We start from the raw sequence: 22,561 nt of genomic DNA on the forward strand, positions 1-22,561 counted from the left end.
CCAGTACAATATCTTATATAGCCTAGGTTACTTTGGCTTTTCGCACCACCTTCGCGAAAATACTTGGAAAAAAACGTTTCATTAACACAGCCTTAGTCTCCTTGCCACCAATGTAAGCTTCCGCTTTCCCTTTTTGATAAGCATATAAAATCTTTTTAGCACACTCTTCTGGTGGCATGCCCTCTTCTTGCGCTCGATCCATCGAGTTTTGTTCGGCGCCATCACCCAGCAGTGCTTTATAGGTTAAGTTAGTGCGAATAAAGCCTGGATAAATAGTGGTGAATTGCAAACCAGAGTCGTGCAATTCCGCACGCAAACTATCCATATAAGCAGTGATGGCATGCTTCGAGGCTGAGTAAGCTGAGCGTAGTGGTGTCGTAAACTTGCCAACAAGTGAGCTAACGGTGATAACGCCTCCACTTTTCTGCATCAGCAAGTGCGGCAGTATGGCTTGCGTCAAAGCGACAGTGCCAAAATAATTCACTTCCATGATGCGTCGATGAACTTCAAGCGAAGTCTCCATCACTAAAGCTCGCTGGCTTAGGCCGGCATTATTAATCAATAAATCAATACCAGAGTGATCCTGCCACACTTTCTCAACTAACGCATCGAAGCCGCAGCTGTCAGCAAGATCTAACGCAATAATGCTATGCTTCTCGCTATTACTACAGGCACGCTTTACTCGCTCTAATTCGTCGACGCGTCGAGCGGACAGCACCAAATTAGCGCCCAGCCCCGCCAACTCGTAAGCTAGAGCTTCACCAATCCCTGACGAAGCGCCTGTAATCCAAACTGTTTTATTTTTTAGGTCAATCATGCTCTTACCTATCATTCCATTAATCAAATGACTAACAACCGTTATAACGAAAATAGTCACTCTCGACCAGGACTGTTTGAAATATAGTTTGAATAATAGGATCGATAAAGAAAGAGGCTTAAAATTAGACTATCTTATGAAAATACCGCAAGAAAGGATGCCACCCCTAACGCTGCAGGAGTGGCACATTTAGAACCTTGTCTGTAACACTTGCTGAGATTAGTACAAGACCTCGTCATCAACATCTTCGTTGACTTTAGACAGGAGCCATTCTCTGAAAGCGACGATCTTAGGGCGATCGTGAGAGTTTTCAGGACAGACTAAGTCGTAAGAATGACCACTATCGACTACGATATCAAAAGGCGCCACTAATCGGGCTGTGTCTAAGTCCATTTGTGATAAAACACTATGGCCCATAGCCACACCTTGTCCGTGACGTGCAGCCTGTAGCACCATGCCAGAGTGGCTAAACACAGGGCCTTGCTCTGGATTAACACCTTTCACATCAGCGTGCTTAATCCAAGTTTTCCATTCGTCAGTGCATGCATCGTGCAATAACGTGTGGTTCGCTAGATCTTGCGGAGTATTCAAGGTTCCAGACTCTGCTAACGCTGGCGAACAAACCGGCGTTAAATGCTCTTGGAATAGCTGATCACAATGTAAGCCAGCATATTCGCCCTGACCGTAGTAAATCGCGATATCAACGTCTTCACGCACAAAGTCGACTTCAGTATCCGATGCTTTAATGCGCACATCAATTTCAGGGTACAGCTGACTAAACTCTGCTAATCGAGGCACCAACCATAAAGTGGCAAAGGTTGGAATAACGCTAACCGTCAAAGAACCCGTCGCACCTTGCGCTTTAACCTGTTCGGTAGCGTTGACTAGTTTTTCAAAAACATCACGAATCTTAGGCCAATATAACTGACCTTCATCCGTTAATAGGAGTTTTCTATTTCTTCGAATAAATAACTCAACACCAAGGTATTCCTCTAAGGCCTTGATTTGGTGGCTAATTGCAGCCTGTGTCACGAATAACTCTTCCGCCGCTTTAGTAAAACTTAAGTGACGTGCAGCAGCTTCGAAAGCTCTTAAACTATTCAGTGGGGGCAACCGTCTAGGCATTACCTCTCCTTAACATTAATTTTTTTAATCTGAACCATGAAAAAATATCGTTTGCATCTGGTCGTACTACTGTATATTATTTGACCTGCCTTGAGGGGCGAGCCCAAACTAAAATTAAGTTATAGCTTGGGCTAGACAAATATTGGCCAGATACCTCTATTCTGTCAAAACCTCTTATCAAAAGGCAAATACTTTGTTAATTTTTTTAATGAGTAAAGAGATTAGCCTAGTGGTTTAAGGAATAAGCGATGCTTATTCTAGCCAGAAGTCCTCTTCTGGTAAGTTGGTAAACAGTTTCATAGACTGACTCCTTTGTTTAGCGAGCGGGCATGTTTTATATACCTACCCCCATTTGGTCCTTATGACCCGCAAATTGCTAATAATAGGCTTGCATATTGCAAGCCTTTTTTTTATCTTACGTTCACGTTTAAAATCCTTAACCCTTATGTCTCAGACAACTCACTCAATTATCATGGTGCCGCCAACGGACTTTTGCTTTAACCATGAAACCGCGCAAGACAACGAATTTCAACAAACCCCAGATTCGCCGCACTATCTAGTCAAAGAAAACGCCCTAGAAGAATTCAATGTGATGGTTAATCAGCTGCGTGATCACCATGTAGAAGTGTTGCTTCTAAACAAGCATCACGGCGAACCAGAGATGCCTGACGCTGTTTTCCCGAACAATTGGTTCTGTACACGCCCAGACGGCACTATCGACTTGTTCCCTATGAAAACCCCTAATCGTCAGGTTGAAGTGCGCCCACAGGCTTTGGAAAAGCTACTGACGCATAATGGTTACCAGGTTAAACAAATTAATGATCACCGTGACAGCAACGGCGCTTTCTTAGAAGGCACTGGCGCTATGATATTTGATCATCGCCATAATAAAACTTTTGCGGCTATTTCCGAGCGGTGTGATGCAGAGCTTTTAGCTAAATATAGCGCGCTACGCGACTATGAAACGGTTTCCTTCAACAGCGCCAGCAGTAACGACACACCCTTTTATCATACCAACGTCATGATGAGCATTGGTGAGCAGTTCGCGGTAATCTGCCTCGACTCAATAAAGGCACCGAAGCAACGAGCCCACGTCGAAGAGCAACTAAAGCAGTCGCAAAAAGAAATAATCGACATTAGCTTCGAGCAGGCCGAAAAGCACTTCTGCGCAAACCTCATTCAGTTACGCAATCAAAAGAATGAGCCACTTATCGTATTGTCCGAATCCGCCTATAACGCTTTCACTAAGGAGCAAAAACAAAAGCTCGAAGCACACGGCAAACTGGTTCCATGCGATATCCACACCATAGAAAGTGTTGGTGGCGGCAGTGCTCGCTGCATGATTGCTGAAAACTTTTTACCTAAGCAGTAATTAACCAGTCCTCCATAAAAAAAGCGGCTAAATAGCCGCTTTGTCTTATTCTTGAGAAGTAGAGTCGTCTATAGATTCCTGAATATAATTAAAGTAACTTAAATAAAAGCGAGCCATTGGTTCAGTCTCACTTTGAGCGGATATAATGACACTTTTATCATCTAATAAGAGTTTACTTGCTGAAAAATAAACATGCTTAGAAGGGTTATAGGTATACGTGAATTTAACCAATAAGTTCGTATCATCCTTATACACAGTATCAATTTCATAGCTCCGCTTTTCATAGTATGAAATAGCTTCATCATCTATACGTTTTAAATAGTGCCACAACTCTTTATCTGTCAGATCCTTATTAAAGACTCTAAGATTTGTATCGCTGTTGCTAACAGCCACAAGCGTGAGTGAAGGCATACCTTTACTATGCTCCAAACTCTTAGAGTTTCCTATATCTAAGCTCGCACTTTCTTTTGTTAACTTAATGACTGCGTCCTCATACAGATTGAGGGCATGCCAAGGGAGCTCTTTTTTATACTGACTCCAACGAAATATGTAAGACTCAATGTTATTATTAGTTGATATTAACCCCTTTAGTAGACGCAAATCATCAACAATTGGATAAATTAAATCATCGTCTTCATTAGTTTCTAATATAACAACAGCGTTCTCAATAGTCGGATGCTTGGCATCAGCTTTACTACTTGTATATACTACGTGCAGTCCATTGCTCTCAACAAAGTCATAATATAAAGTGTAAAGCATACCTCCGACACCCTCTTGTCTGTAGACTATTATGTTTTTGTCTTGATACTCAATAATATAGTTATTGTTATCTCCAAAAATAAAACTTGCATCCTTTCCATTATCAAAAATATCACCGACTGTAATGTTTGCATCATCGGATTTGAAAACATAGATACTTCCAACACTACCGAATTCAAAAAAAGAGTTAACACTATAAGCTTTGAGCTCTTTTTTGTGCTTAATAAAGCTCGGAGCATCCCCTATACTTTTTTCTTTTAAAGAGTAGTGAAATGGAATATTAAACTTCCACCCTGTTGATGACTCTTGATATGTCAATTTTAAAGGCATCTGCTTCTTAACATCCACAGCACCCAATATAAGCCCATCACTTTCTCCACTTTCGCAGGAAACAATTAAGAGGCAAGCTACCAAATAAAGAAGCACTGATATTTTTTTACCCATTTTTGACTCCCTTAGCAACTTCCCGACGTTTTTTTGGCAACGTTTGGTTGAGATATGTCTTCCAGTCGTTCCAGTATTTATATAAGTCTTTAATATGAGGCGGATAGTCTTTTTCCTTGATTCTAAAGTCTTCGTCGCCCGGCGCTTTATCATCGCCAATCAGTGATAGGGCTTGCTGCTCCATATTGTCTGGTAACTTCTTTCGGAATGGCACAAAGTAGTCCAACAGTCCTTTTCTATCGACAGGGGCATGCACAAAATCAGGGCCTTTATCCATATACAATATCAACCAGCCACGCATCCCTTCCCAACGCTTCATCCAGCTCAAGCCTGAATCCCACAAATAACCTATCCAGTACTCAAAGTGATAGTGATAACCCGCTAAAGAGAACCACTTCGGCTGCCAGTTACCCTGCTCATCTTTGGTATAAAGCTCCAACCCCAATCCATTAGATAAATGCCCTGAGGTTGGACTAATGGATAAAGTATCCCAATCACTCACATAAACTTTTCCTTTGTATTGTGTATAAACAATACGTTTCTTGCGGTCGAATATAATCGGAGGAGGTGCTTTTTTGAAAAAGAGGCATGCCCAGCCTAGTAGACCAAAGAGCATTAAAGTGAAAGGAAAGTGTCTGCTGCTTAGAAATATTGAGTTCAGTTTCTCAAGAGCCGGTCCATCGTTGTTATACCTTAGCTTTATTGTGCACCACCTTGCATGTATGTAGCCGGAGATTCCTCCCCCCGTATATACGCTTTTCCTATAACCTGTTTCTAGTTCAATTTCATTCGTAATACAGTATTGCCGAGACTCCCCATACTTTAAATAATCCTTCATAAAGATCATAAAGCCCAGCATAAAAATTATTCCGAAGACGTACCCACCTAGAACGATTCTTCTAGTGAAAAACCGATGATCGCTCCGAACCGTACATTTATCGTTGGAAAAAGAGGTCACATGTGAGCTACAGTAAGGTGGCACCTCAAAAGTTCTATCTCTAGGTCCATACACTCCAGATTTCCACTTCGCAAAGCCCCCACCGAAAAAGGAAAAAAAGTTTCTTTTTTGTTGACGCTTTTTGGGGTACTCCCCTACATAGTCTCTAGCTACTGGGTTATTAACAATAAGAGGTTTTAGTAGCCATAGTAATAAAGGCAATACAGTCACCATAGATAGTCCTATAGCACCCCAAAACCCAAGGCCAGTCACCCATTCTTTTATTGCTTCATACATAAACTGCCACTTATTAATTTATCGAATTCGAATACTTTTCTTACCACCAATACTTTCGACTTCCCAGCCATCGGACCATAGATAGTCATCATAATAAATTGGTATTGTAATTTGTGTGTTTGGAGAGTAAGTCCAACCCTCTTCATTCTCTTTTTTACCAAAAGCAACTTTACTGACATCCCAATACAGGTTATTGAGTATATCCTTGTCCGTATTATTGGATTCACTTATTTCAAAAAAGCTCTCTAGCAACCCAGCACTTTCATTGTAGACACGCAAGTTCTGACGAAACTGACTGGTTACCTCTTCTACACGGAACCGATTAGCATACCTCTGAGTTTTTCCTTCATACTCTATAAGCGCATAAACTCGTGCATCCAGCGTAGAAACACCATCAACAAAGCCGGGGAGTCTAAACCTGACGCCAACACGCTTCCGATCGCTTTCTGTCAAAGTTGTTGTACGATTAAATGGCCAAAGGCCTACTTCGCGAACTCCCCGTATTTCAGGGGGAGGCGCTTCTCTTTGTGGCCAATAAATCAGCTCATAATACTCCTGCATTTCACGCTTAAAGTATCGAGAAATATCAAATTTATCAGGCGGGCTAAAAGAAGCATATTTTTGAGCATCCATAATATCTGAAATTCCTGTTTTTTCAGATATCTCTAGCCTTTCTTTATCATCCCAATATAAGTAATCAGCAGTATCCCCCCAAAATCCATTCTTAAGCCAACGAGTTACAGGATCATCAACAAAGAAGTTAGCGATGAAGCCAATAAGCAGTAGAACAATACCAACAATAACTGCATAACCAGCTCCGGAACTAAATAAGGCAGTACCTGTAGCGGCAATAATCGTCAAAGCGCCCAATCCAGTCGCGGCCATTGACACCATCCCCATGCTATCGCCTCGTTTATAAGCTTCATAAGCTTTGAAGAGATCCAATAAGCCAAGTATTACGCCTGCTGCATTACCGACCTTAACCACTGTTCTGAGTAACTTACTTCCTACACTAGAGGCTGGTGGTACAGGTGCTTTCCCCATTCGGCCTTCAGCAGCGACCGTTTTAATGAAATCATCAGTAATGTCAGTTCCTTTGAGTAGTCGTTTTAACTGGCTTTTTCTCAGCTGCCCTCTAACAAAATAACGCCTACCTATAGGGTCTAGCCCATAGTTATTTGGGATATCCAGAATTTTCCCTAAGCCTTCGATACTGGCCAAAATTAGTGCCGTCCTGTTACCAGCAATTCGTCCCAAGTTTCCTTGTAACTGGCCTTTTTCTTGCGGCTGACTCAATGACACAATATTTAGCGCATTAGCAAATAAAGCAAATCCTGCCGCGCCAGCCGAACCCACCTTATGCTTTATCTGGTCATACCCCTCTGTTCTTGCGACATGAATTTCTCCATCAAACTTATAAACACCTGTATTCACTTGGTTACGATTAACCCTGAAGCCCTTCTGAATGATCGTGCTTTGCTCCGTCCTAGTACTACCGTGGAAGATTTCTTTAAGAGCATTATCGATAGGCACCTCAACTTTAGTCGTGGTTTTATTAATGATTCCATTCTGGAATTGGCTGACTTCTTTTAGCAAATCAATACGCTGCAACTCTTCGATTTCAAGAGCAAAAGGCATGGCTAGGTCAGTCATCAAATTACTTGCGGCATCAGCACTTTTGCGCACTTCCTTCGCAATATCTGAGCTAGCCGAGATTGCCTGACTAACGATTGCTATCGTTTGTTGAACAGGATTATTCGACTTCTGCCACGCAGATTCAGAAACAATAGCACTACGAATATATTCTTGCCCAAGTTTAGATGATGATAAAGAACCTACTGTTGAACTTGCAAACGTAATAAGATCTTGTATTTCTCTTGCTAGCTGAGAACCTGGATCGAAGGTCGTAAGGTGTGTCTGTAAGGAGCCTGGTGTGCTATCGGGGTTGGCGTTACCCATTTCATAATATGAGTTCCATGTATCCAGTATGGTCTTTAAAGTATCATCGTAGTCTTTTGCATTGGCCTCAGCCTCCTCAATCATATCCTTATACTCAGGCTTAACCGACTCTTGCCACTCCTCAAACATATCCTTTTCTTTTGATGATACATTACCTCTTTTTAACCTTGACTCAGCTGATTTCATAAAAGTTTCTACAGCCTTAGCTGTTGTAAGAGGGTAAGTGATTGACTCCAAATACATATTCTTCGCTAGAGTTTTGTTGGTGTGAGCCGTAGTGATTTCCCTCACCACGCCGACAGGATCGTGTAGCGCAACCAATAGAGCGGGAGAGTTGGCTTTTGTTACTGAACTGGATTCCAACAAATCATCTGCGCAATGAGACTTTATCGACAAGTCACTTAAGATGTTCCACTCTTCATGGCTGTGGACAATACCGTCCTCAGTATAGTCTTCTACGCAAGCACCAAGACTGTCTAGTTTATCACTAAATACAGAACTAGTAGGTTCCAGTACGTTTAGCTTTGTCATGACGCTATCACGAAAACCCGCTTGATTAGCCTGTGCTTTCTCGAAGATCGCTTGTGACCATCGATGTTCGCTATAAGCAATCCATATTTCATCGGCCGAGTTAGGGACGTAGACTGTTTCTAAGGCTCGCTCATCGGTTGTAACCCAGTCACCATCAGCATTATCAACCCAATGTAACTTTGCAAAAGATTCGGGTCTACCGGAGAGGCTTCCGTTGGGGGAATATACAAAAATTGACCAAACATCGTTAAGTCCATCATAAATATAAACATAACCTTCGCGTAATATCCTGAGGCTATAACCACCTTTACCTTCTAGGTCGTTACCTGATTGAAGATCCGAGATCGCTGCGGGGTATTGAACTGCTGTTGATTCCCCATAGATATCCGCAAAAGCAATCCTCACTGGGTATATGGGAACAATATTCGGGTCTTCACAGGGTTTACAGGAAGTTGTTTCAGCAAGCCCGCTCAGTGCATCCAGTCCGGTTTTTTCTGTTTGATCGTAGGATATCTTAATGTCCATGTTCTAAGCTCCGTCTTTTAATATTGTTAATGACTTGTTCAAGTAGTTTTTTGGTTTTTCTATTCTCGTGCTCCATGGCTGAGGCATAAAACCCAACACTCGCCAAATCTTCTTTATCCAAAGTCCTACCGACAAACACCGATGCTGCGATAAAGTAACCTCTAGCCTGCTCACTTTTCAAGCCTAACTGTCGTGATATATGGTTGCTTTTGACAATAAAATCAGTAAGTTCTTTGTTATTGCCATCATAATTATCACCATCATAGTATTGTGAAAAATCATCCTTTATTATGCCCACCATCTTCTGTGAAAAGAGTTTATCGGTATACCTGTCTGATAAACCCTGATAATAATCATCAAAAATTAATGGTTTTTGTTTGGGCTGATAAGCCTGAAGCTTGCTAGTGGCTTTAAATGTCTTGAATAATCTGGTGTCATACTCGTATATTGAATAGTTTTCAATCATCTGCTTGTTTGTACTGTAAAACCAACGTGAGCAATACTCTGGCTCGCCCATCATTTCTTCCAACATAAAACTAAAAAACTTAGAGTCAGCGAAACGAAAATAGCGCCACTTATCTTGCTTATCTCTTAGACGAGTAAATTTTTTGAAAAAATAAGCTAACTCGTCCAGCTCAAATTCCGACTGAAGAAATACACCAACCGAGCGGTCTGCTAGACACCAAGAGGGCTTCTTATCTCCTTCGCCTTCTGTAAAAAGCCATGTAAGGAGCTCTTTAGATCGTTTTAAGTCAAACAGGTAGGTTGCTACGGACTTATAGTCTTCTTTAATACTGTCACCCAACAAGATTTCATACTCTGTATCTATTAATGAGAGTAAGTCATGAAACCGCTCTAACGAGGCCGCATCAATTAAGACATATGTATTGAGTCTTTGCTGGCTAAAGTAGCTTTCCAAACTAACCGGGACAGTTAATTTATCTTTAACACCATATTGGAAATCTAACGGCTCTATATCAGTTTTTGAAGAAACGTCGAGCGTGGGGACAGACTGAAGCTCCACCTCATACCTTTAGGATAAACCTTATATATTTTTATGATTTAATTATATCGATTTAATGATTCAAGTCTAACGATGCGCACTATAAATGTTAATTAGTTCTATTTCAGTCGCTGGGATAAAGTTCTAAAGAATAAAAAAAGCGGCTAGATAGCCGCTTTTTTGTTCTCACATTAATTTCTATCCGCCGACAACAATTCGCATCATTTCTGCGGTTAAGTAAGCGCCGAAGGTACCAACGGCGTAGCCTAGAATCGCTAATAATACGCCAACTGGGGCTAACGACGGGTGGAAAGCTGCCGCTACCACTGGTGCTGAAGCGGCACCACCAACGTTGGCTTTACTACCGACAGCAATAAAGAAGGCCGGTGCTTTGATGGCTTTCGCTACAATAAATAGCAGGATGATATGAATCAACATCCAAACCGCGCCAACAAAGAACAGCTGCCAGTTATGGTAGATTTCACCAAGGTTCATCTTCATACCAATACTCGCCACTAGCACATAGATAAAGACCGAGCCGATCTTCGAGGCACCAGCGTGTTCGTATTCACGAGTCCGCGTAAAGGATAAGCCAACTCCAGCGAAAGTCGCCGTAAGAATTAACCATAAGAAGCTACTGTTTAAGCTGTACTCTTTTGCCCAAGCATACTGATCAAAGAAAGGAGCTAACCAGCCGCCAATCAAGTGCCCAAGGCCAACTACGGCAAAAGCAATACCCAGAATAATCATGTAGTCATTCAAGTATGAAACACGTTCATTCTCGCGAGTGTACTTTTCTACCGTAATTTTTAAATCTTCAATTTTTGAGTTATCGGCACCTAGCATTTTGTCCATGCCGTCAGACTTCTTGGCCATGATTAAAAGGCCAATCATCCAAATTTCAGCGACCAGAACATCCACTGCGATCATGGTGCCAAAAAGGCTTTCCTGAACATCATACAGTTCTTTCATCGCCGCCTGATTAGCGCCACCGCCAATCCAGCTACCGGCTACTGTAGACATACCTTTCCAAACATCGCCCGCAACCCACTCTGGGCTTATGACATGGAATAGCCAAATTGCTAAAGGCCCACCGATAATAATACCAACTGTCGCGGTAAAGAACATCGCAAGCGCTCGCCAACCCAAGCCAAAAATCTTTTTAAGATCAATGCTTAAGGTCAACAAGAACAAACTAGCAGGAAGCAAATAGCGCGATGAAATGTGATAAATGCTATCCCCCGCACTTTCCGTAAAGAAGCCCAAAGAGTTTAAAGCACCAGGCACAAAGTAACAAAGCAATAATGCTGGAATATGCTTATAAAACTGGTGCCAAAAGCCATGCTGACGGCTCGATGTATAAAAAATAAGTCCTAACACCGCCATGATAAAGCCAAAGGCTACGGCGTCAGACTGAATCAATGCTACTGTCTCAGTAGTTTCGGATACTGCCATGAGTCAATCCCCAAGTTGCAAACTGGTTGAAAAAGTGAATCTTAAGAAATTATACGGATCTTACGCAAGAAATAATTAGCTTCCCACGCAGGTCCGACTAATAAAAATAGTAAGTCTTTGAAAAATGATGGCTTTTTACCTTCGATATGATGCCCAACGAATTGCCCAATCCAAGCAGCGATAAACACTACAAGCGCAATAGACCACAGCGGAACGGGCGCAACCTGTTCGAGCCAAGCAGTAAACATCAACATTAGAAGGCTGACGATTAACATGGTCAGGAAAATGGCGAAGCCGAATGTTAGGTAAAATAATTGTGCGAGAACGACAAACACCGTCGCCCAGTTTAACCATGGGTGGAACTGCATGGCTTCAGGCACGGGTATCGACCATAAAAAAGCTATTACCGTCCACATAATGGCCGGAACACATATCCAGTGCAACAGCTTATTAGTAGGATTTCTGTGGCTTTCACTATACTCAGCAATCCACTCTTGGCCGCTTCTCATGGCACCCTCATTCTTCAAAAAAAATAATCATATCATATAAAATTGTAAAATTAGGACTAAATCCACTCCTTTATCCTCCCTATATAGCCTAGCTTGTGGTAATAATAAATAGTTTTGGGCTATCAGCTCGGGCAAAACAATTATATAGACTGATACAGGAGTTTTATTATGGGAATGGTTAGTGAGTTTAAAAAATTTGCGATGAAGGGCAACGTGGTTGATATGGCCGTCGGTATCGTCATCGGCGCAGCCTTCGGAAAAATCGTTAGTTCTTTTGTTAATGACATCCTAATGCCGCCGATTGGTATGATGATTGGGGGTGTCGATTTTAGTCAGCTGTCGTTCACGCTAAAAGAAGCCGTTGGCGAAACGGCTGCCGTGACCATCAATTACGGTAACTTTATCCAAACCGCGCTCGACTTTATTATTATCGCTTTCGCAATCTTCATGGTGGTAAAAGGCATGAATCGAATGAAAAAAAAGGAAGAAGAAAAGCCTGCTGCGCCACCTAAACCAACCAATGAAGAAGTGTTGCTGGCTGAAATCCGTGACTTATTGAAAAAAGATTAAGAAAAAGATACTTTAAGAGCCCGCTTAGGCGGGCTTTTTTATGTCTGGCTAAAGGCATCGAGTACCCTGTATACCGCCAGTATGCAACATAAGCACTCGTTTCCCCTTAGAAAATGCTCCGGATTTTAAGCGGCTCTGTAAAGCAAGAAAGGCTTTACCATTGTAAACGGGATCTAGCTTGAAAGAGTTTAACTGCTCCAGCTCTTCAATCATATCCTCGAGATCTTTGCTTGTTTTTGCAAAACCTCCGCAGTGGTGTTTCGTATCGATTTCCCAGTTGTCTATGTTGCTGCCTAGATGTTGCGTCAGCTCATCACGCAGATACTCAGCCCCAGAAAAAGCCGCGACGCCAATAATCTGACTCTTAGGAAAGGCTTTTGCAAGACCACACAGTGTAGCCCCAGAGCCACAAGCTACCACAATATAGTCGTAGTGTTTATCAACCTCATCGGCGATATCCATGACGCCTTTTATTGCTAGCTCGCTGAAACCACCTTCACTTAGCCAGTAGCTGTTAGGCTGGTTGTTATGGAAGAAATCCCAAGCTTTCTGCTCGCGGTATTCGACATATTCTTTGCGTGTGGTGAACCGAAGCTCCATGCCCCAAAGCTCGCAGTCTTTAAGTGTCGGCGTTAAAGCTTGCTCAGCATGCGCTCTAACTATGCCGGTAGTTTTTAAGCCCAGCTCTTTGCCCGCATAGGCCACAGCGTGTAAGTGATTCGACCAATTACCGCCCATGGTGATAATCTTCGAGCATTGTTTGTCTTTAGCATCAGCCAGTAAATATTTAAGTTTGCGCCACTTATTACCAGATACCACAGAGTGCAGTAAATCATCGCGCTTAATATCGACGCTGATAGAATTATCACTAGCGAGTTGCCACTGAACTTTTTGAATTGGTGAAGGTTTGAGCTTGAGCATCTTGGCCTTTTGGGATCATTTCGAACTATTTTAACTGAGGCCTGTTATCAAGACTAATATAAAAAACCGACTGTCCTGTTAGGGAGCAGCCGGTCAACAAATACCAAGGTAGGGGTAAACTTTTACTTCATTAATTTCTTAAGCTGTAATTCTGCGGCTTTAGCTGGCAGTGGGATATAGCCATCTTTTACTACCACTTCCTGACCAACCTTTGAAAGAACCATTTTTAGGAACTCTAATTCAATTGGAGATAGCGGTTTGTTTGGATGCTTATTAACGTATAACAATAACTGACGGCCTAGTGGATACTCGCCAGAAATTGCTGTTTCAGCGTTAGCTTCTACATAGTTGGTATCATTTTTCTTAGTTAAAGGCACCGCTCGAACACCCGATGTTTTATAACCAATGCCAGAATAACCGATACCGTTTTTCGACAAGCTTACCGACTGCACCACCGATGCTGAGCCAGGCTGTTCGTTAACTGAGTTCTTGAAGTCACCTTTACACAAAGCTTTTTTCTTAAAGTAACCATAAGTACCTGAAACCGAGTTACGACCATAAAGCTGAATATCGCCTACACCATCAATTCCTAGGTCTCCCCAATTCGAAATATCACTATCACCACCACACTTACGCGTTGATGAAAAAATAGAATCCACCTGAGCGATGGTTAAGCCTTCAATAGGATTGTCTTTATGCACATATACCGCTAAAGCATCGATAGCTACCGCCACAGGAGTCGGCTTATAACCATGCTTCTTTTCGAAGGACTCCAACTCTTTATCCTTCATCATACGACTCATAGGCCCGAAGTTAGCTGTTCCCTCAGTCAGCGCAGGCGGTGCTGTTGAAGACCCTGCAGCTTGGATTTGAATATTCACATTCGGATATTGACGCTTGAACTCTTCTGCCCACAAAGTCATCAAGTTAGCTAAGGTGTCGGAACCTACGCTCGATAGGTTACCTGAAATACCACTTGTTTTTTCGTAGGTTGGCAATTTGTCATCCACTTTCGCCTGAGCAGGGTTACTGAATGATGCAGCAAGCGTTAAAGTCGACGTTGCCGCAACAAAAGCAACTTTTTTAAATAGTTTCATTAGAAAACTCCAGATAGTTATTATTAACAGACGCTGTAATTATGCGTCGACTATATGAAAGCCAAGTGACTGGAGTGTTACGCTTTTGTGACACTAACTCCTAGTTTCGATTCTTACTTTACTGAGCCGTTTGCCTCAAATTAATACCACAAAAGCAGGTTGGTTAAAATTTGAACAGCTCTATGCTAAAGTATTGATCTCGATCAGTACCCTGTTCAATCAATGTACTATGATTTAGATGGAATAACTTTAAATGTTAACAAGGGGTACACAATGGGACAGAAAATCTCATCCAAGCTAGCGCTATTGAGCTTATCAATAGGCCTGCTATTTCAAACCGATATTGTGCAAGCTAAAGGACTCGAAGAAGGCAAGAAAGCCTATCAATCCAGCTGTCAAGCGTGTCACCAAGCTACAGGCCAAGGTCTAACAGGCGCTTTCCCGCCTTTAGCCGGTAATGAAAACTTAAAAGCGAATAAGACTTACGTGATTGAAACGATTCTCGCCGGTAAGTCTGGACCGATAGAGGTTAATGGCAAAAAATATAATGCCGTGATGCCATCGATGCAGCACCTAACGGATAAAGAAGTTGCCGATATTAGTAACTATGTTTTGAACACATGGGGTAACGATTACGGCAAGGTGACTGTGGCAGAGGTCGCTAAGCTGCGTAAAAAAGAAGGTAAGGAAGATCGCGCACAAGGTAAGCCTCACCCAGGCACTACTATGGCGGAAGCAAAGTATAAAAGTGCTTCTTCAGCCATTGAGGGTGGTAAACAAGTCGTTTCTCCTGGTGCACCTAACATGACCGAGGACGAATTTGCCTTCGCTCAAAAAACCTATTTCCAACGTTGCGCCGGTTGTCACGGTGTATTGCGTAAAGGAGCAACAGGCTTACCTTTAACTACTGACATTACTCAGAAAAAAGGTACCGACTACTTAAAATCTTTAATTAAATTCGGTTCTCCTGGCGGTATGCCAAACTGGGGTACTTCCGGCGAATTAACTGATGCTCAGATCGATATCATGGCTCGCTTCTTGCAACATGAACCGCCGACACCTCCTGAGTGGGGTATGCCTGAGATGAAAAATAGCTGGAAGGTGTTAGTCAAACCAGAAGACCGTCTCAAAGAACCTGAACATGATTACGATATCGACAATATTTTCGCGGTAACATTACGCGATGCCGGTGAAGTCGCCATCATTGACGGTGATAGTAAAAAAGTCCTTAACTATGTACCAACGGGTTACGCAGTACATATTTCTAGAGCTTCGAGCTCAGGCCGTTACTTCACAACGATTGGCCGCGACGGAAAGATTGATTTAATCGACTTATACATGAAAAAACCTGATGTTGTAGCCTCGATTAAAATTGGTCTTGAAGCACGTTCTGTGGAGAACTCTCGCTATAAAGGTTATGAAGACAAGATCGCCATTGCTGGCGCTTATTGGCCACCACACTATGTGTTAATGGATGGTCAGACTTTAGAACCTAAGAAAATTGTCTCTACTCGTGGCATGACTGTGGATACACAAGAGTATCACCCTGAGCCTCGTGTCGCTGCAATTGTCGGCTCGCACAAGCACCCTGAGTTTATCGTAAACGTAAAAGAAACTGGCCAAATCAAGCTGGTGGATTATTCGGACATCGATAACCTTCAAGTTACTACAATTGATGCAGCACCATTTTTACACGATGGTGGTTGGGATAGCTCTCGTCGTTACTTTATGACAGCGGCCAACGAAAATGATCGTATCGCTGTTGTTGATGCACTTGAGCGTAAGCTTGAAGCATTAATCCCTGTCGAGCGTATTCCGCACCCAGGTCGTGGCGCTAACTTTATTGACCCTAAATATGGTCCAGTTTGGGCAACCAGTGCTTTAGGTAATGCTAACATTACATTGATTGGTACTGACCCTGAAAACCATAAAGAGCATGCCTTTAAAGTGGCTCGTATCTTGGAAGGTCAAGGCGGTGGTTCTTTGTTTATCAAAACTCACCCTAAGTCGAAAAACCTATGGGTTGATACACCACTAAACCCTGATCCAGCTATCAGCCAATCGGTCGCGGTGTTTGATATTGATAACCTCGATGCCGGCTTTAAAACTTTGCCAATCGCAGAGTGGGCAGATCTTGGTCCTGGACCTAAACGTATCGTTCAGCCTGAATACAATAAGGCGGGTGATGAAGTTTGGTTCTCAGTCTGGAGCGGCATGAACGAGAAGTCTGCCATCGTTATTGTTGACGACAAGACTCGAAAACTAAAGCACGTGATCAAAGGTGATAAAATTGTTACACCTACAGGTAAATTTAACAACTACAATACACGCAACGAAATTTACTAAGGTCAACAATCTGTAATGAAAAACAGCTATCCTTTGTTAGTTGCTATGTTCGGAGGTGCGCTGCTGACAACAGCGCACGCTTCTGAGCTAGACAGCAATGATACCAACTCACAAGAAGAATCCATTGAAACAATCACCGTTGTCGCCAATAGACAACCCCGAAACATCTCACAAGTTGCAAGCAGCGTCACCATTATTGACCAAGCTACTATTAAGCAAAATATAACCTTAAGCCTTGAAGATTTAGTACGCTACCAACCAGCAATTGAAGTTGATAATAACAGCACTCGCTTCGGATCTAGCGGTTTTAGAATCCGCGGTATTGGCGGTAATAGAACTCTAACGGTTATTGATAACATCCCTGTTGCCGATAATTTTTCTGTGGGAAGTTTTAGTGACTCTGGCCGCGGGCTTGCTGAGCTTAACTTAGTCAATAATATCGAAGTGTTACGAGGCCCAGCCTCGACCTTATACGGAAGCCGCGCCTTGGGTGGCGTCGTTGCCATTAAGTTATTAGATGCCGATGATTTACTTAGTGATCTCAATGGCAATCACCGCCTTAACTTAGCTTATAATTCCGATAGCAATCGTTTCGCCACTACGCTTAGTGGTGCTTTTGCAACCAAAAACACTGAAACCCTGATTAGCGCAGCCTACCAAAAAAGCGATGAAACAGAGCCAGCTTATTTGCCTGCTGACACCACCACCGATCCTCAGGACAAGGACTCACAAGCCTTGCTCTTTAGAACCTCATACCTCAGCGATTATGGTCAGTTTAGGCTCACTCTCAATCGACAAGTAGAAAATCGAGAAACAGATATTTACTCCCTACTCGGCTCTGGTCGTCTGCGTAATACGACTACCCTGAACGCTGATGACAAACATGAGCAAGATCGTTTTGTCATAGATCATAGTTTCCAAGAACTAGGGGTTATCGATCGTGGTAACTGGCGTTTGTGGCATCAACAAACTGAAACACATCAGTACAGCTACGAAGAGCGACTGACTGCCCCAACACCCGTTAGCTTATGGCGTAATTTTGATTATCAACATAAGTCTACTGGCTTAGGTGCCGACTTCGAAACAGCGTTTCATTGGGGCGACGTTAAACACCGCCTAGGATATGGTTTTGAATTTATTAATAACCGAGTGTCAGATCTTAGAAATGCGGAGCAAACAAACTTAGCCACATCCGAAACAACCAATGTGTTGCTTGGTGAAACATTTCCCTTAAGGGATTTCCCGAAGACTAATGTCAACGAGTATGGTCTTTATCTGCACGATGAAATTTCGTTACTCGATGGTCGCTTAGTATTAAGTCCTGGTATTCGGTTCGAGCATTATTCTTTAAAGCCAGGCAGAGATGAACTTTTTGAACAGCGCTATCCTGACTCCAACCAAACTGCCTTAATTACCAATTACTGGCTACCTAAACTCGGAGCTTTATATTCAATATCAGATCAATCGGAATGGTTCTTCCAATATGCCAAGGGTTATCGTTCACCACCTTTTTCTGACGTTAATGTTGGACTTTATTACCCACAGTTTAACGTTTTGGCGATCTCGAACCCTGATCTGAAATCTGAAAAAGGCCAAACCTTTGAAACTGGTTTAAGATGGCGCGGAAGTGATACTCAGCTAGAAGTGTCCGTTTTCCATAACCGCTATAAAGACTTTATCCAAAGTCGTGCGCCTTTAGGCTTCGATCCACAATCAGGCAACTTGTTATTCCAATCCATAAACCGTGATCAGGTCACGATAGAAGGCGCTGAGCTCCAACTTAACCACTATTGGAGCAACAACTTTGCGACAAATTTGAACCTAGCTTGGTTTAGAGGTGAAGATAAGAATACCAAGCAGCCAGTGGCATCAACTACGCCGCCTGCGGCTGTATTGGAGCTCGCTTATTACCCAGATTCAAATTTATGGAACACTCGCTTGCTAGGAACCTTTAGTAAGTCGCAAAGGTATATTGAAGACAATGGTGATGAGTTATTTTCAGCTCCCGGCTATAGTCGATGGGACCTGTTAACTCAGTGGCAGATCGCCGATTCTATGGATATTAATCTTGCGCTCTTTAACTTAACCGATAAAAATTATTGGGAAAGTAATAGCGTGCTTGGTTTTGAACCTGACAACCCAACGATACCTTTATTGGCCGAAGCCGGATTTAGTGCAGCCGTGAGTTTTAACTATTCGTTTTAACTTATAGCTCTATGGGTTAAGCTCTAAAGATTAAGCTCTAAGGATTAAGCTCAAAGAAACAATTGAAAGTACTGCCTTGACCGACAGTGCTTTCAATTTCCAAATGCCCATCATGCAATTCAAGAACGTGCTTAACGATGGCTAAGCCTAGTCCTGTGCCACCTTGTTCACGACTGCGCCCTGAATCAACTCGGTAAAAACGCTCAGTTAACCTTGGAATATGCTCTTTTTTTATACCAGGGCCATTATCACACACACTTAAGATCAAGTTCTGCTCTGTTTCTTTCCAGTAGATATCAATACGGCCACCTTTTTGTGTATAGCGCACCGCGTTAAACACAAGGTTGGAAAATGCACTTCGGATTTGTTTTTCAGAACCAATTAATTTCTTATTGCTTTGGCAGTGAAACTGGATGCTATGTTCTTTGTCGCCACTCAAGGCTTTCGCCTCGGTACAAATACCTTCTAGCATTGATTTAACGTCAATCTGTTGTGATTTACTACTTTGTAAATCTTTGGCGTCGAGTCGAGATAATAATAAAAGATCATCCACTAGACGCCCCATGTTTAGCGCCTGATGGCGCATCATGCTTAAAGGCTTCTCAACACTTTTAAGTTCAGGGTATAACTCAGGATCCAACATCTCAAGATAACCGCTAATGACTGTAAGCGGCGTTCGAAGTTCGTGGGAAACATTGGCTACGAAATCTTGACGAACCCGCTCTAAGCGATGCTTCTCGGTAATATCCCGAATAATAACTAGGCGCTGATCATTGTTGTAGGGAGTGATGTGCACATTGAGCATCAACTTTTCATCTACGGGCGATTGAATCGTCAATGGCTTTTCATAGTCTCGCGCTTTCTCATACTCAATAAAGTTTGGGTGACGCAGTAGATTGAATAAGCGCTGACCAATATCCGTATTGGCTTTTAGCCCCAATAGCTTTTCCGACGCTTTATTGAACCAGCGAATCTCGCCCTGGTTACTTATGATTAAGGCGCCTTCTCTAAGCGCTGAAGTTGAGGCTCTAAACTCAGATATAATTCCTTTGAGTTTTTTCAGTTCTTTTCGATTTTTGCGCTGTAGCACATACAAATGATTGAACACCTCACCCCAAATCCCAGGAGCCGAAGGTGGATATAGTGATTTCGATTTTACTAACCAATAAAACAATCGCGAAAGCTGAATGAGATTCCACAACAGGTAGGCAAAAAGAATGATCGCGATACAGACTGCAGCTTTGCCAAACAACGAACCTATCAAACTAACCACAAGCGTAATAAAAGCCAGTGTCCAGAACTCTGCTTGCCAATGACGGTTAGTCCACATCGATTAAGCCTTACTTGCTCGAAAAACGATAACCAGAACCTCGTACCGTCTGAATGTACTTTTCAACGCCGTATTCAGCCAAGACTTTGCGCAAACGGCGAATATGTACATCGACGGTTCGTTCTTCGACGACGACTTGCTGGCCCCAGACAGAATCTAAAAGCTGCACCCGTGAATAGACGCGTTCAGGGTTGCTCATGAAATAATGAAGAATTTTGTATTCAGTCGGCCCAAGATGAACTTCTGATCCGTTAATGGTGACTCGGTGACTGGCAGTGTCAATTTGTATCGCTCCGTGTGAAACCTGTTCATTCACATTCCCTGCTAATCCACTGCGACGGAGCACCGCTTGCACACGCGCCAACAGTTCCCGTGGCGAAAACGGTTTTACGACATAGTCGTCGGCACCAACTTCTAGCCCCTGAACTCGATCGTCCTCCTCGCCTCGCGCCGTTAGCATGATAACTGGTACCGACTCCATCTCTGGGTCTTTTTTCAGCTTTTTCGTCAGCTCAATGCCCGAAGCGCCTGGTAGCATCCAGTCTACTAGCATCAAGTCCGGTCGATAGCCCTCTTTGATTAATCCAAAAACACGCTCGGCCGTTGCCGCTTGCTCAACTTCATAACCCGCTTGGGTCATACAAAAAGCAAGCATCTCACGAATATCGCGTTCATCTTCTAAAATTAGAATGTTGGCACTCATTAACTTTTAAGACTCCTTTTTAAGGGGATAATAGCGGTAGATTCGCTCTATTGCTAGTTAGTTACGGCTTTTCACTAATCGATGAATTTCATCCCAGGTCAAATGACGCACATCTTGCCCCTGCACCAGATAAACAATGTACTCACAAATATTATGCGCATGGTCGCCGATTCGCTCTAACGCTCGCGCTGACCACAAGAAATCGAGTACTTTAGAAATACTGCGAGGCTCTTCCATCATATAGGTCATAAGCTGACGTGATATAGCATCATACTCATCATCCGCCTTTTTGTCCTTTTTGGCGACCTCAATTGCAGCATCGGCGTCCATCCGAGCAAACGCATCGAGTGCCTCGTGCAACATCGTTTTCACGACATTGCCTAAGTTCTGCAACGCACTATAGGGAAGCTTTCCATTAAGTGGCGACTGATCCTTTGTCTCCGCGATCTCTACCGCCATGCGAGCAATCTTTTCAGCTTCATCGCCCACTCGCTCAAGATCGGTTATGGCTTTTAATACCGTCGACACTAAACGCAGGTCGCTGGCTGCAGGTTGGCGCTTTGCTAAAATTTTGATGCAGTCTTCGTCGATTGAAATTTCAAAGTTATTAACCCGATCATCGTTTGCAATCACTTCATTGGCAAGTTCGATATCATGTTGACTAAATGCTTCTAGCGCTTTCTTTAGCTGCTCTTCGACTAAACCACCCATCGCTAACACTTCTTCGCGAATATTTTCTAAGTCTTGGTTAAATTGCTTAGAAATATGCTGGCCTAAATTTTCAGTATCCATTTTTGATAACCTCAATAAATAATAACTTATGACAACGGCTTAACCATAACGACCGGTAATATAGTCTTCGGTTTTCTTCTGCGAAGGGTTGGTGAAGATGGTGTCTGTTTGATCAAACTCCACCATATCCCCCATGTACATAAACGCTGTGTAGTCGGAAACTCGAGCCGCTTGTTGCATATTGTGAGTAACGATGACAATGGTGTAGTCATTTTTTAACTCATGAATCAACTCTTCAATTTTCAGAGTCGAAATTGGGTCTAACGCTGATGCCGGCTCGTCGAGCAACAATACTTCTGGCTGCACCGCAATCGCTCGGGCAATGCATAAACGCTGTTGCTGACCACCTGACATCCCTAAGGCGTTTTCATGAAGGCGATCTTTGACTTCATCCCACAACGCAGCACCTTTTAGTGCCCACTCGACCACTTCATCCAACACGCGGCGCTTGTTAATGCCTTGCAGGCGTAAACCGTAAGCAATGTTTTCATAGATCGACTTAGGGAATGGATTCGGTTTCTGGAATACCATTCCTACGTTGCGACGCAACTCAGCCACATCCACACCCGGCTGGTTGATATTGTTGCCATGAATATTAATTTTTCCACTGACGCGCGCGATATCGACCAAATCATTCATGCGGTTAAAGCATCTCAATAAGGTCGACTTACCACACCCAGAAGGGCCAATAAAAGCAGTTACTTTCTTCTCAGGAATCTTCATGTCAATATCATGAAGCGCCTGCTTCTGCCCATAAAATAAGTTAAGCTTCTCAACCTCAATTGAGATCTTTTCGTCTGCTAAACGTTGTTCAATCGTTTTTTCAGCCAATACTTGTGTCATTTCAATACCTCAATTGAGTTC

The 22,561-nt window shown here is 42.8% G+C and carries 18 protein-coding genes; 4 read left to right on the forward strand and 14 right to left on the reverse strand.

What is annotated here, in order from left to right; all coding sequences use genetic code 11:
• Positions 1–22: 22 nt before the first annotated feature.
• Both DL796_RS01380 and DL796_RS01385 read right to left on the reverse strand, forming a co-directional pair.
• Complete coding sequence (locus tag DL796_RS01380) at positions 23–817, reverse strand: SDR family oxidoreductase (protein WP_227592925.1); 795 nt, start codon at positions 815–817, stop codon at positions 23–25.
• A gap of 219 nt (positions 818–1,036) precedes the next feature.
• Complete coding sequence (locus tag DL796_RS01385; protein ID WP_110199248.1) at positions 1,037–1,942, reverse strand: transcriptional regulator GcvA; 906 nt, start codon at positions 1,940–1,942, stop codon at positions 1,037–1,039.
• A gap of 445 nt (positions 1,943–2,387) precedes the next feature.
• Here DL796_RS01385 and ctlX point away from each other — a divergent pair, with 445 nt between their 5' ends.
• A complete protein-coding gene (gene ctlX, locus DL796_RS01390) occupies positions 2,388–3,314 on the forward strand; it encodes a citrulline utilization hydrolase CtlX (RefSeq protein WP_227592926.1) in 927 nt (308 codons plus the stop codon).
• 45 nt (positions 3,315–3,359) lie between these two features.
• Here ctlX and DL796_RS01395 read toward each other — a convergent pair whose 3' ends face one another.
• From DL796_RS01395 to DL796_RS01420, 6 genes are all read right to left on the reverse strand, one after another.
• Complete coding sequence (locus DL796_RS01395) at positions 3,360–4,517, reverse strand: hypothetical protein (protein WP_110199252.1); 1,158 nt, start codon at positions 4,515–4,517, stop codon at positions 3,360–3,362.
• On the reverse strand, positions 4,510–5,019 hold the full coding sequence (locus DL796_RS01400) for a hypothetical protein (RefSeq protein WP_146205064.1): 510 nt from the start codon (positions 5,017–5,019) through the stop codon (positions 4,510–4,512). Before DL796_RS01400 ends, DL796_RS01395 begins: the two co-directional genes overlap by 8 nt.
• A gap of 750 nt (positions 5,020–5,769) precedes the next feature.
• Positions 5,770–8,766 (reverse strand): toxin VasX, encoded by a 2,997-nt coding sequence (locus DL796_RS01405; protein ID WP_110199256.1) that lies wholly within the window; start codon positions 8,764–8,766, stop codon positions 5,770–5,772.
• Positions 8,756–9,790 (reverse strand): DUF4123 domain-containing protein, encoded by a 1,035-nt coding sequence (locus DL796_RS01410; RefSeq protein ID WP_110199258.1) that lies wholly within the window; start codon positions 9,788–9,790, stop codon positions 8,756–8,758. Before DL796_RS01410 ends, DL796_RS01405 begins: the two co-directional genes overlap by 11 nt.
• 177 nt (positions 9,791–9,967) lie before the next feature.
• Positions 9,968–11,224, reverse strand: coding sequence for a DUF819 family protein (locus DL796_RS01415; RefSeq protein ID WP_110199260.1), 1,257 nt, complete (start codon positions 11,222–11,224; stop codon positions 9,968–9,970).
• Positions 11,225–11,265: 41 nt separating this feature from the next.
• Positions 11,266–11,733 (reverse strand): Mpo1 family 2-hydroxy fatty acid dioxygenase, encoded by a 468-nt coding sequence (locus DL796_RS01420; RefSeq protein ID WP_110199262.1) that lies wholly within the window; start codon positions 11,731–11,733, stop codon positions 11,266–11,268.
• A 168-nt stretch (positions 11,734–11,901) separates the two neighbouring features.
• On the opposite strand from DL796_RS01420, the gene mscL reads away from it, so the two are divergent.
• Positions 11,902–12,303 (forward strand): large-conductance mechanosensitive channel protein MscL, encoded by a 402-nt coding sequence (mscL, locus tag DL796_RS01425; protein ID WP_110199264.1) that lies wholly within the window; start codon positions 11,902–11,904, stop codon positions 12,301–12,303.
• 48 nt (positions 12,304–12,351) lie between these two features.
• Here mscL and DL796_RS01430 read toward each other — a convergent pair whose 3' ends face one another.
• A complete protein-coding gene (locus DL796_RS01430) occupies positions 12,352–13,224 on the reverse strand; it encodes a 1-aminocyclopropane-1-carboxylate deaminase/D-cysteine desulfhydrase (RefSeq protein WP_110199266.1) in 873 nt (290 codons plus the stop codon).
• Between the two features lie 122 nt (positions 13,225–13,346).
• Positions 13,347–14,321, reverse strand: coding sequence for a PstS family phosphate ABC transporter substrate-binding protein (locus DL796_RS01435; RefSeq protein ID WP_110199268.1), 975 nt, complete (start codon positions 14,319–14,321; stop codon positions 13,347–13,349).
• 273 nt (positions 14,322–14,594) lie between these two features.
• Between DL796_RS01435 and DL796_RS01440 the strand changes: the two genes are divergently transcribed.
• On the forward strand, positions 14,595–16,667 hold the full coding sequence (locus DL796_RS01440; RefSeq protein WP_110199270.1) for a cytochrome D1 domain-containing protein: 2,073 nt from the start codon (positions 14,595–14,597) through the stop codon (positions 16,665–16,667).
• Between the two features lie 15 nt (positions 16,668–16,682).
• The gene (locus tag DL796_RS01445) at positions 16,683–18,872 is read left to right on the forward strand and encodes a TonB-dependent hemoglobin/transferrin/lactoferrin family receptor (RefSeq protein WP_110199272.1); all 2,190 of its coding nucleotides are present in this window, start codon (positions 16,683–16,685) and stop codon (positions 18,870–18,872) included.
• Between the two features lie 37 nt (positions 18,873–18,909).
• Here the strand turns inward: DL796_RS01445 and phoR are convergent, their stop codons facing one another.
• From phoR to pstB, 4 genes are read right to left on the reverse strand one after another with little or no spacing between them, the layout of a single operon-like run.
• A complete protein-coding gene (gene phoR / locus DL796_RS01450) occupies positions 18,910–20,202 on the reverse strand; it encodes a phosphate regulon sensor histidine kinase PhoR (RefSeq protein WP_110199274.1) in 1,293 nt (430 codons plus the stop codon).
• Between the two features lie 10 nt (positions 20,203–20,212).
• Complete coding sequence (phoB, locus tag DL796_RS01455) at positions 20,213–20,905, reverse strand: phosphate regulon transcriptional regulator PhoB (protein ID WP_110199276.1); 693 nt, start codon at positions 20,903–20,905, stop codon at positions 20,213–20,215.
• A gap of 57 nt (positions 20,906–20,962) precedes the next feature.
• Positions 20,963–21,697, reverse strand: coding sequence for a phosphate signaling complex protein PhoU (gene phoU, locus DL796_RS01460; protein WP_110199278.1), 735 nt, complete (start codon positions 21,695–21,697; stop codon positions 20,963–20,965).
• A 39-nt stretch (positions 21,698–21,736) separates the two neighbouring features.
• Complete coding sequence (pstB, locus tag DL796_RS01465) at positions 21,737–22,540, reverse strand: phosphate ABC transporter ATP-binding protein PstB (RefSeq protein WP_110199280.1); 804 nt, start codon at positions 22,538–22,540, stop codon at positions 21,737–21,739.
• Between the last annotated feature and the right edge of the window lie 21 nt (positions 22,541–22,561).

Source organism: Kangiella spongicola (genome assembly GCF_003194565.2).
In the GTDB taxonomy this organism is placed as follows: Bacteria; Pseudomonadota; Gammaproteobacteria; order Enterobacterales; family Kangiellaceae; genus Kangiella; species Kangiella spongicola.

What these genes read in the sequence shown, in the direction of transcription:
- DL796_RS01380 (WP_227592925.1), bottom strand. Translation starts at nt 817, where the DNA reads ATGATTGACCTAAAAAATAAAACAGTTTGGATTACAGGCGCTTCGTCA.
- DL796_RS01385 (WP_110199248.1), bottom strand. Translation starts at nt 1,942, where the DNA reads ATGCCTAGACGGTTGCCCCCACTGAATAGTTTAAGAGCTTTCGAAGCT.
- DL796_RS01430 (WP_110199266.1), bottom strand. Translation starts at nt 13,224, where the DNA reads ATGCTCAAGCTCAAACCTTCACCAATTCAAAAAGTTCAGTGGCAACTC.
- phoU (WP_110199278.1), bottom strand. Translation starts at nt 21,697, where the DNA reads ATGGATACTGAAAATTTAGGCCAGCATATTTCTAAGCAATTTAACCAA.
- DL796_RS01435 (WP_110199268.1), bottom strand. Translation starts at nt 14,321, where the DNA reads ATGAAACTATTTAAAAAAGTTGCTTTTGTTGCGGCAACGTCGACTTTA.
- mscL (WP_110199264.1), top strand. Translation starts at nt 11,902, where the DNA reads ATGGGAATGGTTAGTGAGTTTAAAAAATTTGCGATGAAGGGCAACGTG.
- DL796_RS01440 (WP_110199270.1), top strand. Translation starts at nt 14,595, where the DNA reads ATGGGACAGAAAATCTCATCCAAGCTAGCGCTATTGAGCTTATCAATA.
- phoB (WP_110199276.1), bottom strand. Translation starts at nt 20,905, where the DNA reads ATGAGTGCCAACATTCTAATTTTAGAAGATGAACGCGATATTCGTGAG.
- DL796_RS01445 (WP_110199272.1), top strand. Translation starts at nt 16,683, where the DNA reads ATGAAAAACAGCTATCCTTTGTTAGTTGCTATGTTCGGAGGTGCGCTG.
- DL796_RS01415 (WP_110199260.1), bottom strand. Translation starts at nt 11,224, where the DNA reads ATGGCAGTATCCGAAACTACTGAGACAGTAGCATTGATTCAGTCTGAC.
- phoR (WP_110199274.1), bottom strand. Translation starts at nt 20,202, where the DNA reads ATGTGGACTAACCGTCATTGGCAAGCAGAGTTCTGGACACTGGCTTTT.
- DL796_RS01405 (WP_110199256.1), bottom strand. Translation starts at nt 8,766, where the DNA reads ATGGACATTAAGATATCCTACGATCAAACAGAAAAAACCGGACTGGAT.
- pstB (WP_110199280.1), bottom strand. Translation starts at nt 22,540, where the DNA reads ATGACACAAGTATTGGCTGAAAAAACGATTGAACAACGTTTAGCAGAC.
- DL796_RS01395 (WP_110199252.1), bottom strand. Translation starts at nt 4,517, where the DNA reads ATGGGTAAAAAAATATCAGTGCTTCTTTATTTGGTAGCTTGCCTCTTA.
- DL796_RS01420 (WP_110199262.1), bottom strand. Translation starts at nt 11,733, where the DNA reads ATGAGAAGCGGCCAAGAGTGGATTGCTGAGTATAGTGAAAGCCACAGA.
- ctlX (WP_227592926.1), top strand. Translation starts at nt 2,388, where the DNA reads ATGTCTCAGACAACTCACTCAATTATCATGGTGCCGCCAACGGACTTT.